General features: G+C 34.9%; 15 protein-coding genes. 10 read left to right on the forward strand and 5 right to left on the reverse strand.

The features are described from left to right. The first annotated feature begins 4 nt into the window (after positions 1-4). Genes U8521_RS02280 through U8521_RS02290 form a run of 3 tightly spaced genes read left to right on the forward strand, consistent with a single transcriptional unit; the run spans position 5 to position 2,516 of the window. Positions 5-766 carry an ABC transporter permease subunit gene (locus U8521_RS02280; RefSeq protein ID WP_334333317.1) on the forward strand — a complete coding sequence of 254 codons (762 nt, stop codon included), beginning with the start codon at positions 5-7 and terminating at the stop codon, positions 764-766. Continuing rightward, positions 766-1,773: a taurine ABC transporter substrate-binding protein gene (locus tag U8521_RS02285; protein WP_334351730.1), complete on the forward strand. Its 1,008-nt coding sequence runs from the start codon at positions 766-768 to the stop codon at positions 1,771-1,773. Before U8521_RS02280 ends, U8521_RS02285 begins: the two co-directional genes overlap by 1 nt. Further along, positions 1,761-2,516, forward strand: coding sequence for an ABC transporter ATP-binding protein (locus tag U8521_RS02290; RefSeq protein WP_334351731.1), 756 nt, complete (start codon positions 1,761-1,763; stop codon positions 2,514-2,516). Before U8521_RS02285 ends, U8521_RS02290 begins: the two co-directional genes overlap by 13 nt. Positions 2,517-2,586: 70 nt before the next feature. On the opposite strand, the gene U8521_RS02295 is transcribed toward U8521_RS02290, so the two are convergent. Then, positions 2,587-4,302, reverse strand: coding sequence for a DUF6792 domain-containing protein (locus tag U8521_RS02295; protein ID WP_334333314.1), 1,716 nt, complete (start codon positions 4,300-4,302; stop codon positions 2,587-2,589). A 140-nt stretch (positions 4,303-4,442) separates the two neighbouring features. Between U8521_RS02295 and U8521_RS02300 the strand changes: the two genes are divergently transcribed. Both U8521_RS02300 and U8521_RS02305 read left to right on the forward strand, forming a co-directional pair. Next, a complete protein-coding gene (locus U8521_RS02300) occupies positions 4,443-4,664 on the forward strand; it encodes a transcriptional regulator (protein ID WP_135373868.1) in 222 nt (73 codons plus the stop codon). 12 nt (positions 4,665-4,676) lie between these two features. Then, the gene (locus U8521_RS02305; protein ID WP_334351732.1) at positions 4,677-6,761 is read left to right on the forward strand and encodes an ATP-dependent Clp protease ATP-binding subunit; all 2,085 of its coding nucleotides are present in this window, start codon (positions 4,677-4,679) and stop codon (positions 6,759-6,761) included. A 45-nt stretch (positions 6,762-6,806) separates the two neighbouring features. Here U8521_RS02305 and U8521_RS02310 read toward each other — a convergent pair whose 3' ends face one another. Beyond that, positions 6,807-7,157 carry a GNAT family N-acetyltransferase gene (locus U8521_RS02310; RefSeq protein WP_334351733.1) on the reverse strand — a complete coding sequence of 117 codons (351 nt, stop codon included), beginning with the start codon at positions 7,155-7,157 and terminating at the stop codon, positions 6,807-6,809. A 481-nt stretch (positions 7,158-7,638) separates the two neighbouring features. Next, the gene (locus U8521_RS02315) at positions 7,639-8,082 is read right to left on the reverse strand and encodes a hypothetical protein (RefSeq protein ID WP_334351734.1); all 444 of its coding nucleotides are present in this window, start codon (positions 8,080-8,082) and stop codon (positions 7,639-7,641) included. Between the two features lie 368 nt (positions 8,083-8,450). Here U8521_RS02315 and U8521_RS02320 point away from each other — a divergent pair, with 368 nt between their 5' ends. Further along, a complete protein-coding gene (locus U8521_RS02320) occupies positions 8,451-9,815 on the forward strand; it encodes an NCS2 family permease (RefSeq protein ID WP_442886111.1) in 1,365 nt (454 codons plus the stop codon). Between the two features lie 40 nt (positions 9,816-9,855). Here the strand turns inward: U8521_RS02320 and U8521_RS02325 are convergent, their stop codons facing one another. Then, positions 9,856-11,082, reverse strand: a complete 1,227-nt coding sequence (locus U8521_RS02325; RefSeq protein WP_334351736.1) for an SLAP domain-containing protein — start codon at positions 11,080-11,082, stop codon at positions 9,856-9,858. Positions 11,083-11,244: 162 nt separating this feature from the next. On the opposite strand from U8521_RS02325, the gene U8521_RS02330 reads away from it, so the two are divergent. Genes U8521_RS02330 through U8521_RS02345 form a run of 4 tightly spaced genes read left to right on the forward strand, consistent with a single transcriptional unit; the run spans position 11,245 to position 13,856 of the window. Then, positions 11,245-11,622, forward strand: a complete 378-nt coding sequence (locus U8521_RS02330; protein WP_334333309.1) for a GntR family transcriptional regulator — start codon at positions 11,245-11,247, stop codon at positions 11,620-11,622. Continuing rightward, positions 11,615-12,328 carry an ATP-binding cassette domain-containing protein gene (locus tag U8521_RS02335; protein WP_334351737.1) on the forward strand — a complete coding sequence of 238 codons (714 nt, stop codon included), beginning with the start codon at positions 11,615-11,617 and terminating at the stop codon, positions 12,326-12,328. The genes U8521_RS02330 and U8521_RS02335 overlap by 8 nt, the downstream gene beginning before the upstream one ends. After that, positions 12,321-13,091: a hypothetical protein gene (locus tag U8521_RS02340; protein ID WP_334351738.1), complete on the forward strand. Its 771-nt coding sequence runs from the start codon at positions 12,321-12,323 to the stop codon at positions 13,089-13,091. Before U8521_RS02335 ends, U8521_RS02340 begins: the two co-directional genes overlap by 8 nt. A gap of 24 nt (positions 13,092-13,115) precedes the next feature. Next, on the forward strand, positions 13,116-13,856 hold the full coding sequence (locus U8521_RS02345; RefSeq protein WP_334351739.1) for a hypothetical protein: 741 nt from the start codon (positions 13,116-13,118) through the stop codon (positions 13,854-13,856). Between the two features lie 289 nt (positions 13,857-14,145). On the opposite strand, the gene U8521_RS02350 is transcribed toward U8521_RS02345, so the two are convergent. Next, a complete protein-coding gene (locus U8521_RS02350; protein ID WP_334351740.1) occupies positions 14,146-14,526 on the reverse strand; it encodes a DUF4430 domain-containing protein in 381 nt (126 codons plus the stop codon). Positions 14,527-14,571 lie beyond the last annotated feature (45 nt).

Here is a 14,571-nt window from a genome sequence, read left to right on the forward strand (position 1 = left end):
GGAAATGAAGAAAAGGTCACTAACTATTTCTGTTTGGACTTTCATATTAATTATCTGGTTTGTAGTGACTAATGCAGGATGGGTATCCCCCATCCTATTTCCATCCCCACAGGAAGTTTTTAAAACGTTCGTCGGAATAATTAGCCATGGTTATAATAATATTCCGTTTTGGGAACACTTAGGAATCACCTTGTTTAGATTGTTTTCAGCGATAATCTTGGCAATTGTTACGGCCGTACCTTTAGGATTGCTATCTGGGATGTCAGAAACCTTCAATGCAATTGTTGATTCATTGATCCAGTTTTATCGTCCAATTCCACCGCTGGCATATTACACAATTTTAATTTTGTGGCTAGGGATCGGTGAAACTTCCAAAATTGTGTTACTTTATTTAGCTGCTTTTGCGCCAATTTATTTAGCTTGCGTGGAGGGGGTTAAACACCTTAATAGCGATTATATTTTAAGTGCGAAATCTTTAGGAGCCAACAAGTGGTCGGTTTTCAAATGGGTCATTTTTCCTGGAGCGTTGCCAGATATATTTACCGGGATCAGGACCGCAATGGGAGTTTCTTTTTCAACTTTAGTAGCCGCTGAAATGGTAGCCTCAACTTCTGGAATCGGTTGGATGGTCATTGATGCTTCAAAATATCTGAAGAGTAGTGTGATGTTTTTAGGGATTTTCATTTTAGGTGGCTTAGGATTATTATTAGATTTTATTTTGCAAAAAATTGAACAAAAGTGGATTTTTTGGAAAGGTAAGAGCTGATGAAAAAAAGCCGATTGCTGATATTAATTTTGTCGCTGTTTTTATTTTTGACCGCTTGCAGTAGTGGCAAAAATAGTGACGATGAAATAAAAATAGGCATTCTAAATACACCCAATGATGTTGCTGTAGCCAGAAATTTAAATTACTTTCAAAAAGAATTTCCTAATCAAAAATTGAAGTTCATCACCTTTGATTCCGGAGTTGATGCCAATAAAGCCTTGATGTCAGGCGGAGTTGATTTCGCAACGATGGGGGACACTAATGGTATTGTGGCCTTAACTGCTGAAATTCCCGTGAGACTACTTTGGATCAATGAAATTTGTGGAAGCAATGAACAATTAATAGTTAAAAAGAAATCACACATCGAGTCTGTTCAAGATTTGAAAGGTAAGAAAATAGCAACACCATTTGCATCTACATCACACTACAGCTTGATGATTGCTCTAAAAAAATATCACTTAGAAAATAAAGTGACAATTTTAGATATGGATACACAAAATATAGTGGCCGCTTGGAAAAGAGGCAATATTGATGCAGCTTACACTTGGCAGCCAACCTTGACCCAATTACAAAGCGATGGAAAAACTCTGTTAGACAGTTCAGATTTGGCTAATTGGGGCTATTCCACGGGGAATGTTACCTTGGTTAGGGAACAGTTCTTAGAAAATCGTCCCAATGATGTTAAAAAATTCGTTAAAGTACTATCCAAGGCTCATGATTTAAGAAAATCTAATTATCAATTGGCGGTTAAAGCTGCTGCAAAACAAACCGGTATCAGCAAGAGTGATGCGGATAAGCAAATGGAAGGTACAGACTGGATTTCGATAGACCAAGAGTATTCAACTGATTATTTAGGTGATAAAGATTCGGTTGGACAATTCGTCAAGGAAATGCAGACGGCGGGGGAGTTCATGTATGGTCAGCAAACTATTAGTTATCCGCCAAAACTTGCAGAATTCAATAAATTTACTTATAGATTTGGTGGTGAAAAATTTTGGAAACGTTGATTAAAGCTAATAAACTCTCGATTAAATATCCCAATACGACGGAGAATGTGATTGATAAGACTGATTTTGAAATCCGAGATAATGAAATTTTTGTCTTGGTTGGTCCATCGGGTTGTGGAAAAAGTACGATTTTGCAAGCAGTGGCCGGTTTTATACCAGCTGATGGGCAATTATTGATGAGTGGGCAGAAAATCACTGAGCCTGATTGGAATCGAGGGGTCGTTTTTCAAAATTCTTCACTGTATCCTTGGTTTACAGTTGAAAAAAATATTGGTTTTGGTTTAAAGGCTCGTGGTTTTTCTCCAGAAAAAATTCAGCAACGGGTCGATTATTTGTTAGACATTATCGGATTAAGTGAACAGAGAAAATCGAAAACCTTTGAGTTATCTGGGGGGATGAAGCAAAGAGTCACAATTGCTAGAGTTTTAGCAAACAAATCGGAACTTCTCTTGATGGATGAACCATTTGGAGCTTTGGATGCATTTACAAGATTTAGAATGCAACAATTGATTTTGGATATTTGGCAAAAAGAGAAAACTAGTATTTTTATGATCACTCACGATTTGAATGAAGCAATTCGTTGTGGTAGTAGAATTGCGGTTATGAATAATCATGATAAAAAAATTATCCAAACTTTTTCCAACCAATTTCAAGGTATTGACGTTGAAAATATTGATGATTTTGATACAGAAAAGAAAATTGATAAATTCCGGAGTCAAATACTGAATTTGATTAATAGTTAGGTCAGAACATAAACAGGCCGTAGTAATCTTTTTGTGATTACTGCGGCCTGTTTATCTATCTAACTTTGATCTATAACTTATGTGGAGTTCGATTGAGGAAATGTTTAGCACCGTCAATCACGTGGAAATAAGTTGCCAACTTGAACATATCAGTATTAATACTCTTCAAGAATGGCCACTCTCGCAAGGATCCTCGGATAACGGAATTATTTTGTTCAATGAATTCCTGGCTGACTTTTTGTGGTTGATCTTTAAAACCACCGGATTGATATAAGTAATTGGCGAAGTCGTAGAAAGTTTTAGCGGTGAGTGGATCATTAATGTTTTCACGCAACAATTTTGTGCGTAATCTAATGAATCCCAAACTGTTACGCACGACTTGACTACTACTATTTGAACTGGATAGGTAAGCAAATAGCTGCTCAAAAAAGGTCTGATAGGCATGAATTTCCTGACTATTCAAATATGCCCGAGGATGATTTTTGAGTGGGTATTTCCAATTGCTTAAATTGTATTCCCATTTTTGACCGATCCAAATTGTAAAAGGCAATTCATAAAAGACTTGGGTCATATCCTGTTCAAAACTTTCATTGATTATTTCAGAATAATCATGTGGCAAGAGATGATTAATTTGATTTCTCAGTTCAGGAGTTAAAGTTTTGACATCATTTTTATCATCCGTCAATGTGAAGAGTTTTTTCCAAACATTATCGCTGAACAAGGTGGGTTTAACTTGTTGAACCAGTTTTAGATTCAATGGAGCGGAATTCAAAGTGTAGCCGGCATCGAAATAATCATCCATTAATTGTAATGTCTGCACGAAATGACCACCTAACGAGTGACCGATTCCATATACTAAAGAGTCAGAAGCAATTTTTGTTTCAATGAAACGCATAAAGTCTTGGGCGACATAAAGTTGTTCAAGACTTTTGTCGTTTCCGATTAAAATAGCGTTGACGTTATAATCCCAATCTTTATAAGTTTCAAGGATAGCTTTTTCAAAACGCTTACTTCGAGAAGTTTCAGTATAATCAACATTGATCTCAGTGCCCTTAAATGTCACGTAGCACTCTTTTACATTGTCTATCGATATTTCATAAGCAATGCCTGAGAAACCGCATTCAGCTGCTTCAGGAAAGATATCACGGGCATCGAATGACCTGATATAGTCGGGCATTCGATGAATATGATTATAAATTAAAAAACGTAGATAGTTTTCAGGCTTAAATTCCTGATACAAGTAACGATCGTAATCAAATTGGAGCAGTTTTGTCCGAAAATCATTATCTTGGAGCAGTTCTCCGGCTTGGTAAGGTTCTTTTCGTAGGTCCAATGGCAAGATATGATGGATCAGTAAGATTACGTATATTTGGTTCAAGTAACCATGACACAGACCTAAATTTTCATCTTCAATTTTCTCAATCAGTTGCTTCAGTTTATTGATTTTTCGATTTCTTGAAGGGCGAGCCAAGTGCTGCTTGGTGTGATTCTGATCAATATTCTTCAGTTTTAAAGCTTTATCAATCATTTGGGGATGAATAGTTTTGTCAAATTCAAACTCGGGAACGCGTAAATCAATTACTTGATTCAATAATAAATTGGTTAAGCGTGTCTTTTCTTTGTTTAAATATGAATAGCTGAAATTGAGTCGCTTATTCTTTGGAAGTAATTTCTTACTATCTTCTTTGTTAAATGTTAATGGTAAATTGGTATGGGCGCGAAAATTCAGTAAATCAAGTTGATCGTAAACTTGGTTTAAACGGTTTAGGGTGCTCAAAAGTTTCATAAAATCACCTCATTGTATTTTCATTTTAACAAATTGTTGATATATAAGAAATTAGAAACCGTTTTTATTTCACAATTGTGATACTTCACATTTGTGTTATGTCACAGATGTGCTATAATATAGTTGTGGAGGTAAGAGATATGCAAATAGATATCAAATCATACTTGGAAGACAATCATTTAACGATTTATGTAATTTCGAAGAAAAGCGGGTATGGTTACACGACTCTGCATAAATCTTTTAATAAGAAACAATCCTCCGCCACATCACTTAATTTGCGCGATATAGAAGCAATTGCCAAAGCGCAGGATACTGAAATGTGGAAAGTTCTGCGTGAATTGGAGTTGCATTATCTAAAATGAGGAGGGCTTTATATGGCAAGATCATTTTGGGACAACGATCCATTTAACGATAATATGGACGACATTTTCAGAAGTTTAATGAATCAACAAAGTGGCAATTCACGAGCTAAGTATTATGTGAATGGTCACGAGTTGACTCCAGAAGAATTAGCAAAATATCAAGAGGCAAGAACAATAGGACAAAATATTCCAATTACAGAAAATACTAAAAGTAAAAAGGGTACTATTTTAGAAAAACTCGGTCGTAACTTGACTAAAGAAGCTCAAGACAACTTACTTGATCCGGTTATTGGTCGTGATAAAGAGATTCAAGAAACAGCAGAAGTTTTAAGCAGAAGAACGAAGAACAATCCAATTCTAGTAGGTGACGCTGGTGTTGGTAAGACTGCGGTAGTTGAAGGTTTAGCTCAAGCAATTGTTAAAGGTGACGTACCTGAAGCTATCAAGGACAAACAAATTATTTCTATCGATCTTTCTTCACTTGAAGCTGGTACACAATATCGTGGTTCATTTGAAGAAAATATTCAAAACTTGTTGAAAGAAGTTAAAAAAGCTGGCAACGTGATCCTATTCTTTGATGAAATTCATCAAATCATTGGTGCAGGATCATCTGGTTCAGATTCCGGTAGTAAAGGGTTAGCCGATATTATCAAGCCAGCTTTGAGTCGTGGTGAAATTTCAATCATTGGTGCAACGACTCAAGATGAGTATCGTAATACGATTATGAAAGATGCCGCTTTAGCTAGAAGATTCAACGATGTAACTATTAACGAACCAAGTAAAGAAGCAACTTTGGCAATCTTGAAGGGTTTGCGTAAGGCTTACGAAAATCATCATCATGTCAAGTTACCAGATGATGTTTTAAAAGCTGCAGTGGATTATTCAGTTCAATATATTCCACAAAGATCATTACCAGACAAAGCAATTGACTTGATCGATATGACGGCTGCTCACTTGGCCGCAAAGAATCCGGTAACTGACAAGGTCAGTCTAGAAAAGGACTTGAAGCAATCTGAAAAAGATAAGGAAGTTGCCGCTCAAAAAGAAGATTACGAAAAAGCTGCAAAACTTAAGAAACATATCGAGGAAGTTCAAACAAAACTCAACAATGGGGATGAAAATCCTGATGAACCAGTTGCTAAAATCAATGATATTGCTCAATCCGTTCAAAGATTGACTGGTGTACCAGTTTCACAAATGGGTGCCAGTGATATTGAACGTCTCAAGACAATGGGTCAGAGATTAAAGAGTAAGGTTATTGGTCAAGATGAAGCCGTCGATATGGTTGTACGTGCCATTCGTCGTAATCGGGCTGGTTTTGATGATGGCAATCGTCCAATTGGTAGTTTCTTATTCGTCGGACCAACTGGTGTTGGTAAAACAGAATTAGTTAAACAATTAGCTAAGGATATGTTCGGTAGAAAAGACGCTATAGTACGTTTAGATATGAGTGAATATTCTGATTTGACAGCCGTATCTAAACTGATTGGTACTTCAGCAGGATATGTTGGTTACGAAGATAATGGAAACACTTTGACAGAAAAGGTTCGTCGTAATCCATATTCCATCGTTTTATTAGATGAAATTGAAAAGGCAAATCCGCAAGTTTTAACTTTGCTTTTGCAAGTAATGGATGATGGACGTTTGACGGATGGCCAAGGTAACGTGGTCGACTTCAAGAACACAATTATCATTGCCACATCAAATGCTGGTTTTGGTAACAAAGCTACTGAAGATGAAAAATTGATGGATAAATTAGCACCATACTTCAAACCTGAATTTCTCAATCGGTTCAATGGTATCGTTGAATTCACCCATCTATCAAAAGATGATTTAAATCAAATCGTCAACTTAATGTTAAATGACGTCAACACTAACTTAGCTAAGAAGCAAATTACTTTGAAAGTAACTCCTGAAGCTAAGGAATGGTTGATCGATGAAGGATACGATGAAGCTATGGGCGCAAGACCATTACGTCGAGTTATCGAACAACAAATTAGAGATAAAGTTGCGGAATTTTATCTCGATCACTTGGATGTTAAGAATTTACAAGCTGATTTGGTGGATGGAACGATTAAAATTTCTGAAGCCAAATAATAGAAATGACCGTTACAAAATTTGTAACGGTCATTTTTTTTGGTTTTAATTAAATCGGCAATCCATAACAAAAGCGCGACCGTATTCAGCGGGGGTAACTTCTAAGAAATGCAACGATTTATAGAAGTTTAACGTCTTTTCCTCAGGATCAGTAATTAATACGGTTTGTCCAATATTTTGGTAGCTCTTTAAAAATCTATTAACTAAGTTAGTACCGATTTTTTGTCCCTGATAAGCTGGATCAACTAAAATATCTTGGATATAAAGGATAGTTTGATTATCAGTAATTCCGCGACATAGACCAATTAGATTTTTTCCATTGATTGCCCAGAGTACAACAGAATTATCAAGAGCTTCAATTGTTGATTGAGGCTGTTGTGTGTATAGGCGAGCCAACCAACACTTTGGTATAGGTTTAATATTTGCTTAGAATCAATAAAATTTGGCTTTTTGAATGTGTAATCTATCATTATAATTCGTCCTTTTATTTAAAATTTGGGATGATAGATTAATTACGACGTTTTGTCACTTCAGTCATCTTCTTTCAGTTAGTGTAAATTCAGTTTGTGAAATCTTGCAAATAGTTAGTGTATTTTTGAGAAACTACGATTAAATGGTGTTTATTGTTTTTTAGATTTTTCTGTTTGTAAAAAGGTAAGAGGAGTCCTAGCAAACATAGCAGGATAATTAGAAAACTTAATAGCGGTTTGATCATCAGTGAAAGTGAGATTGCAATGATGAATTGACAAACTGTTTATAGCAATTGATACTTCCCTGTTGAAAAAGTGGAATAACAAATGGTTTCACCTCTTTCAAATTATAAACATTTTAATTTGATTAAATATTTAATAATTGTTTTTAAAAGCGAACTTGTTTATTATTTAGAATTTATTTTATATTTACTGTAGTAACTGTAAATGAATTTTTTCTGCTCAAAAATCAGTTGAATTAAAAATAGATAAGTGATGATTAAGCTTAGATTGGCGAGTGTTTGAAAATAATAACTATCACTAATAATAAGATTAGGGTCTTTAATTAATTTTAAAATTAATTTGAAATCGAAGAAAATAGCTATCACGCAAAATAAATTGGTTAATGGCATGAAACTTGGTCCGAATAATTGATTGATTTTATTTTCCAAATCAAAGTGTAAATCGCAAAGATCAGTCATATTTTTAAATTTAAGCTTTTTGGAATCTTCGCCAAATAAAAATGAGAATTTAGTATTTTGATTACGTATTGATAAGTAGATTTGAAATAAGAAGATTAGAATTAGTAAAAGGCTAGTTGCAATGAATAGCAATTTAATTGTTGTCGGCATAATTGTCTCCAATGATCTTTTTTTTTATTATGCACAAAGGGGTCATTAAGTGAAACCGGTTTTTACGAAAGAACGTTCCCAAAGATATTTAATTTTTAAATAGAAAATTTCTAAAGTTCGTTTAATTGCTATTGAAATATTTTTTTATGTAAATAATGTTCGTGTGAGTCTGTTTTTTAGAAAAATGGGTGATAATTCAGATAAAATGGGTCAATTTTACTTAATTCTACTATTTAATAAAAATATTTATGTACATATACGAACTATTTTGAAGAATTTTATATAAATGTTTCTATTTCTCTTGAAAAATGTTCCATCTTTTGCAATACTAGATGAGTTCCAAAGAGATTATTTGGTAAGGGGCGTTTATATTGGATTCATTAAATAATCGAGGAAATTTGAGCTTTTTAGAGCGCTTGTTTCATCTCGAAGAAGCACAAACGAATGTTAAACGAGAATTATTAGCTGGTTTAACGACTTTCGTTTCGATGGCTTATATTTTATTCGTCAATCCCCAGGTTTTGGGAGACTCGGGGATGGACAAAGGAGCTTTATTTTCAGCTACAGCATTGACCGCGGTAGTTGGTTCAGTTTTGATGGGAATCTTGGCCAACTATCCGATTGCGATTGCGCCAGGATTAGGTGACAATGCTTTCTTCAGTTATTCAGTTGTTATTGCAATGGGTATTCCATGGCAAACAGCTATGGCCGGAGTATTTATGGCCAGTTTGATTTTCTTAGTTGTTTCATTACTTAAACTCAGAGAAATTGTTATTAATGCAATTCCAAAAGACTTGAAATTAGCAGTAGCATCAGGATTGGGAATCTTCATTGCTTTTGTTGGTTTACAAGGTGGGGGCTTGATTACTTCAAGCAAATCATCACTCGTTGCGATTGGTTCATTTACTAATCCAACAACACTTTTGACGATTGCTGGATTGTTAGTTACAGCAATTTTAATGGCACGTAAAATTCCTGGTGCAATTTTCATCGGGATGGTTTTCACCACAGTTGCCGGTTTAGTAACTAAGTTGATTCCAATGCCAGCTCATATTGTTTCAGCGATTCCAAGTTTGAAACCAACTTTTGGTGTTGGGGTTGCGCATTTGGGAGACATCAAGCAACCACAACTTTGGGCGGTCGTAATTATTTTCTTATTAGTTGCTTTCTTTGATACTGCTGGTACATTGATCGGTTTAGCCGAACAAGTTGATGTGATGCAAGATGAGAACGGTAAGATGCCACGTATTGGTCACGCTTTGATGGCTGACTCAATTTCGATGGTTAGTGGGGCTGTGTTTGGAACGACTCCTCCTACTGCTTATGTTGAGTCATCAGCCGGTATTGCTGTGGGTGGTAGAACTGGTTTAACATCCGTGACAGTTGGCGTTTTATTTGCTCTATCAATGTTTTTCTCACCATTGTTAACTGTCGTTACAGGAAATGTAACGGCTCCTGTACTAATCATCGTTGGTACACTAATGGCTCAATCGATGCGGGGAATTCAATGGGATAGGTTTGAAATTGCGCTACCAGCATTCTTGACTATCGTTGGTATGCCACTAACTTATAATATTTCCTACGGTATCGCTTTTGGATTCTTAGTTTATCCAATTACAATGCTTGCCGCTGGAAAGAGAAAAGAGATCAATCCAATCATGTACGGATTGTTCGTCGTCTTTGTTATTCTGCTATATATTATCAATATTTTGCCAAAAGCTAGTTTGGCATAAAAAAATCCAAGCATCTGTTTTCGCAGATGCTTGGATTTTTTTATTTAAATAATGAAATTGCAAAGCTTGGTTCGTAAACGGCAGAATTGGCAAGTTCTTCTTGAATAAAACTATCCTTTGAAAGTGAACCGCCTAATGGAATCCATTCATTGTTGGAAACTTGTGCAAAATAATAGCCTGCGCTGTTTTCAACCGAGCTTGAAATTTTCCACGATGTTCCTGCTGTTAGTGACCTTGTCATAGAATTAGTAGCAGTGTTATACAATTGCGTGTTTTGAGACAGGGTAATAGTTGGATTCCCTTTAGCAAAAATAGAGGTATTTTTATCCTCGGTTGCTAGAATCCACTCGTCTGTTGCTACTTGATAAAATTCATGTCCGTTAATGTTCTTGACTTGGGAAACTTTCCAAGCAGATTCAGCGGGCAAAGTACTACCGGTATTGACTCCTTGACTGTTGTAAATTGCTGAATTAGTCCTTAGAGTGATAGTTTTTAGAACAGTTGTTGGAGTAGTTGTGGTTGTTGCAGAACCATCAATGACAAAGTCTAATCCTTTGACCCATTCGTTAGTAGCGACACGGTAATAAGGGTAGGAGTTAATGATCTTTGTTTGATCGACATGCCAGGATGATCCAGCTGGTAAGGTAATTCCTAAGCTGACCCCATTTGCGTTAACGACGGATGCAGCGGTGTTGCCGACGGTTTTTGTTTCATTGACGTTTGAGATTTCAGAATCGACTGGATTAAGCAGTTTACCATTTTGTGTGATATCCATAGCGGTCGCGTTGATGTATTCGTTTGTTGCAACTTGATAATATGGATTGCCATTGATTAAGATTCTTTGACCTAATTTCCAGGAAGTGTAGTTACCAAAGACTGCATTGGTAAGCAGATTTCCTTTGGCATCGACGGCTACAGTACCACCGTGTCTGATTGTTCCAATCAGTTGTGAAGTTTGAGTGGTAGGTTGGCCACCGCTGATACTTAAAGCTGTCGCGTCAACATATTGGTTAGTTGCGACTTCGTAATAATTATTACCATTAATTGAAATTTCAGGTCCTAATTTCCAAGAAGTGTAGTTACCTAAAATAGCTCCGGGTACGAATTTACCATTGGCATCAACGACTTGAGTACCACCACGTTTAACTGTCCCAATTAGTTGGGTTGTAGCAGCTTGGACTGGCTGATTTGCTGATAAATTATTGAGTACACTTGGTGCCATCAAAATTGCTAAAGTAGAAGCTAAAACGATTTTTTTCTTGTTCATTTTTATGATCCCCTATTTTTTCATTCAACTTAAAGATAGTCTTCTTGAGTTGGGCTGCAGTAACGAATTTGATTAATTAATAAAAATTTAAAGAACATTTCTATTGTTATTTTGATTGTTTTATTATACTGTATTAGTGTATTAATACAGATAGGAGGTAAAATGATGCACTTTGTCGACAACATACCGATTTATTTACAAATAAAAGACATTTTAAGTCGAAGAATTATTAGCAATGAATACGAATTAGGTTCTCAATTGCCTTCTGTACGCCAGTTAGCGGTTCAGTTTTCTGCAAATTCTAATACCGTTCAAAAAGCACTTAAAGAAATGACCGATGAACATATTATTACACCACAACGTGGTAAGGGAAACTTCATCACTTCAGATGAGGAGATTATTGACGAAATGAAAGAACATATCGTTACAGAAATGTTTGATACAACCTATGAAAAACTACGTTCATTAAATATGAATGATCAAGAAATTGTAGCTAGCTTCAATAACTACGTTAAGAAAAGGGATGAGAAGAATGAGTAAGCTACTCGAGATAAAGAATCTTAATTATAAGAAAAATAATAAAGTCATCCTATCAGATGTTAATTTATCGCTAGATAAAGGAAAAATTGTTGGTCTATTAGGAGAGAACGGGGCCGGTAAGACGACTTTGATGCGCTTGATTGTCGGAGTCAATGCCATCAAAGAAGGCGTTATAACGGTTGATGGGGCAGTGAAGAAAATTGACATTAAGCAAAATGTCAGCATGACCGATCACTTGGCTGGATTCCCCCGGGGAACAAAATTGAGTGATATCGAAAAATTCTACCAAAACGTTTATCCTGATTTCTCAACTGAGAAGTTTCAAGAAATTTCTGATTATTTAGGTTTAGACATGACTAAACGTATTGCCAGTCTCTCAACGGGTACATTAGGCAAATTAGTTATTGCATTGACCTTGTCAAGGGAGACAAAATTGTACTTGCTGGATGAACCTTTGAGCGGCATCGACAGCATGACACGTAAGAAAATTATTAGCAGTATTATTCGTTGGAAGAGTGATGATTCGACCATTTTGATCAGTGATCACTATGTGACTGAGATTGCCAGTTTGCTTGATGATGTAGTAATTATTAAAGATCAAACTATTTACGAAGTTAACTCAGTCGAGAATATTCAGGAGAAGTATCATTTAGGAATTGAAGAGTATTACGAAAAAATTTATGAAGGAGGACTAACAAATGAGTAATTTAATGGGATTAAGTAAGAACTTATTTATGGAAAAATTCAAGTTAATAAATTTAGTCTTTGGAATTGATATTTTAGCCGTAATTGTTTCCGCCATTATGTACTGGATCAGTAATGGCTTAAATATTCAAATGAAATATATCCTTGATCTATTTTTAATCAGTATGTCGATTATGAATATCGTTAGTTTTATTTTATTAGCTAAGAAAAATGAACATATCTTTACTAGCAACAATTATCGCCTATTGCCAATTACTGACGTCAAATTGTATTTTAGTAATCTATTAACTACATTTTTAGCCTTCGTTTATTTACAAGTAATTAGTCAAATCATTTCAACGATTCTTTTTTGGCTCAGCGGATTAGATATTGGTGAAGTCCAACTAGGTGAAGTGCCACATTTAGGCAGTTTCATCGCGTCGGCAAGTTTGATGTTTATTATTATCACTTTGATGCTGTATAGCGCTATAACGGCGATCCATTTCTTGACTAGTTGGATCAAAGCTGCCTTGCCATTTAAATCACAAAAGTGGTTTAATTTCATTCTTTATCTAATCGTTATTTGGATTGCATTGGCAATTTTCAATGGTTTAACAATCAACATTTTCCGTGGCCTTAATTATTACGACTTATTCAATGCTTCAAGCATGATGAGAATAAATCAAGTATTGTGGATTTCTTCAGGAGTATTCTTCGTTTGGATCGTGATTTTTTCAATGGTCAACATTTATTTATTGAAACGCTGGGTAGAAACAATTCGTTAAAAATAACAAATGGGATGGTTCAACATGAGAAATGTCTTGAACGTAAGTAAATCTATACTTAATAATAAATTTAAACGCATCAATCAAGTTTTATTAATGGTAATCATTGGATTTTTAAGCGTGATGATCGTTGGTATTTTCAAGCAAAGTCAATCTTTACAATCTTTTTTAATTGTGATTAGTGTTATTGGTTACATCAGCGGCATAGTTGTTTTGATTAGAGAAAATGAGCGGGTGTTGGTATCAAATCAGTATCGACTAATTCCGATAACGACTAAGCGGCTATACTTGAGCAATTTGATTTCAACTATTGTGACTTATCTTTATTTCAGTGTCGTTCAATTAGTTATCTTGATAATGTCATTATATTATTACATGACCAGGTATACTTTTCAGCACGTAATAATTGATGACAATACCCACATCATTTTGTTGGTGCAAAATACGATTTTAATAATTTTAAGCATGTTAGTTATTTTCGTAGTTAGTACCTTGATTCATCTAGGTTTAAAATCAATTGATAATTTTTTCGCGATTAAGGGTCAAAAAGTTATGACAAGTATTTTTAATTTGATAATGACGATATTTACAGTTGCCATGTCGTATTTATTGACAATTCAAATGACTCAAGTGGGTATGAGCCGCTATATCGACGTTACAAACGACAATTTTTTGAGTGCTTGCTTATTTGAAATCTCAGTTATAGTGATTGCGTTACTTAGTAATTTATATTTACTAGAGAATCAATCAGAAACTGAAAAATAATGGGTTGAGAAGGAGGTTGTATGGAATTTAACCGTGAATTTTACAAAGTAAAATTTTTTTGGTTAGGATTAATAGGAATTAGTTTTTTATTAGGCTTTCCATGGCAAAATGTTTGTACGACCAAGGGAATAACTTTTCTAATTATCATTGTTGTGGGAATTATCTTAGTTTTAAGGTCATTATTTAATTTTTCACAGTATTTTTCTTGATTGAGGAACGAAAATAAGCTGTACTAATGATATTTTTTTCATTAGTACAGCTTATTTTAATGGTTCAAATTAAGTCAATATTAACCTTTGTACTTGGCAAGTGTGAAGACTACCTTGTCTTTGTTATGCAATTTCTTTTTGTCTGCTGAAACATTAACTTGTTTCTTATTGACAGTAAATGTCCAATAGATCTTCTTTTTGTTGTTTTGCTTGTGACCATCAATAGCTGAAATAAAACCACCCTTATCAGTAACTTTCCAGCCCTTCTTCAAGCCTTTAGTTACAGTAGAACCCTTTTTCAATTTGATAGTTTTTTTAGCAATTTGCTTCTTGTTCTTTTTTAGAACGTAAGTCACTTTGATACTCTTTGTTGACTTAGCTTGAACTGTGGTAGCAGTTGCAGGGGCAAATACTCCCAGTAACATGATGAATGACAATAAAAATGCTGTGAATTTTTTCATACTTTTCCTCCTCGAATTTACAACATTTTCAATTATAGCAAAGAT

The organism is Companilactobacillus miaonis (assembly GCF_036913615.1).
Lineage (GTDB): Bacteria > Bacillota > Bacilli > Lactobacillales > Lactobacillaceae > Companilactobacillus.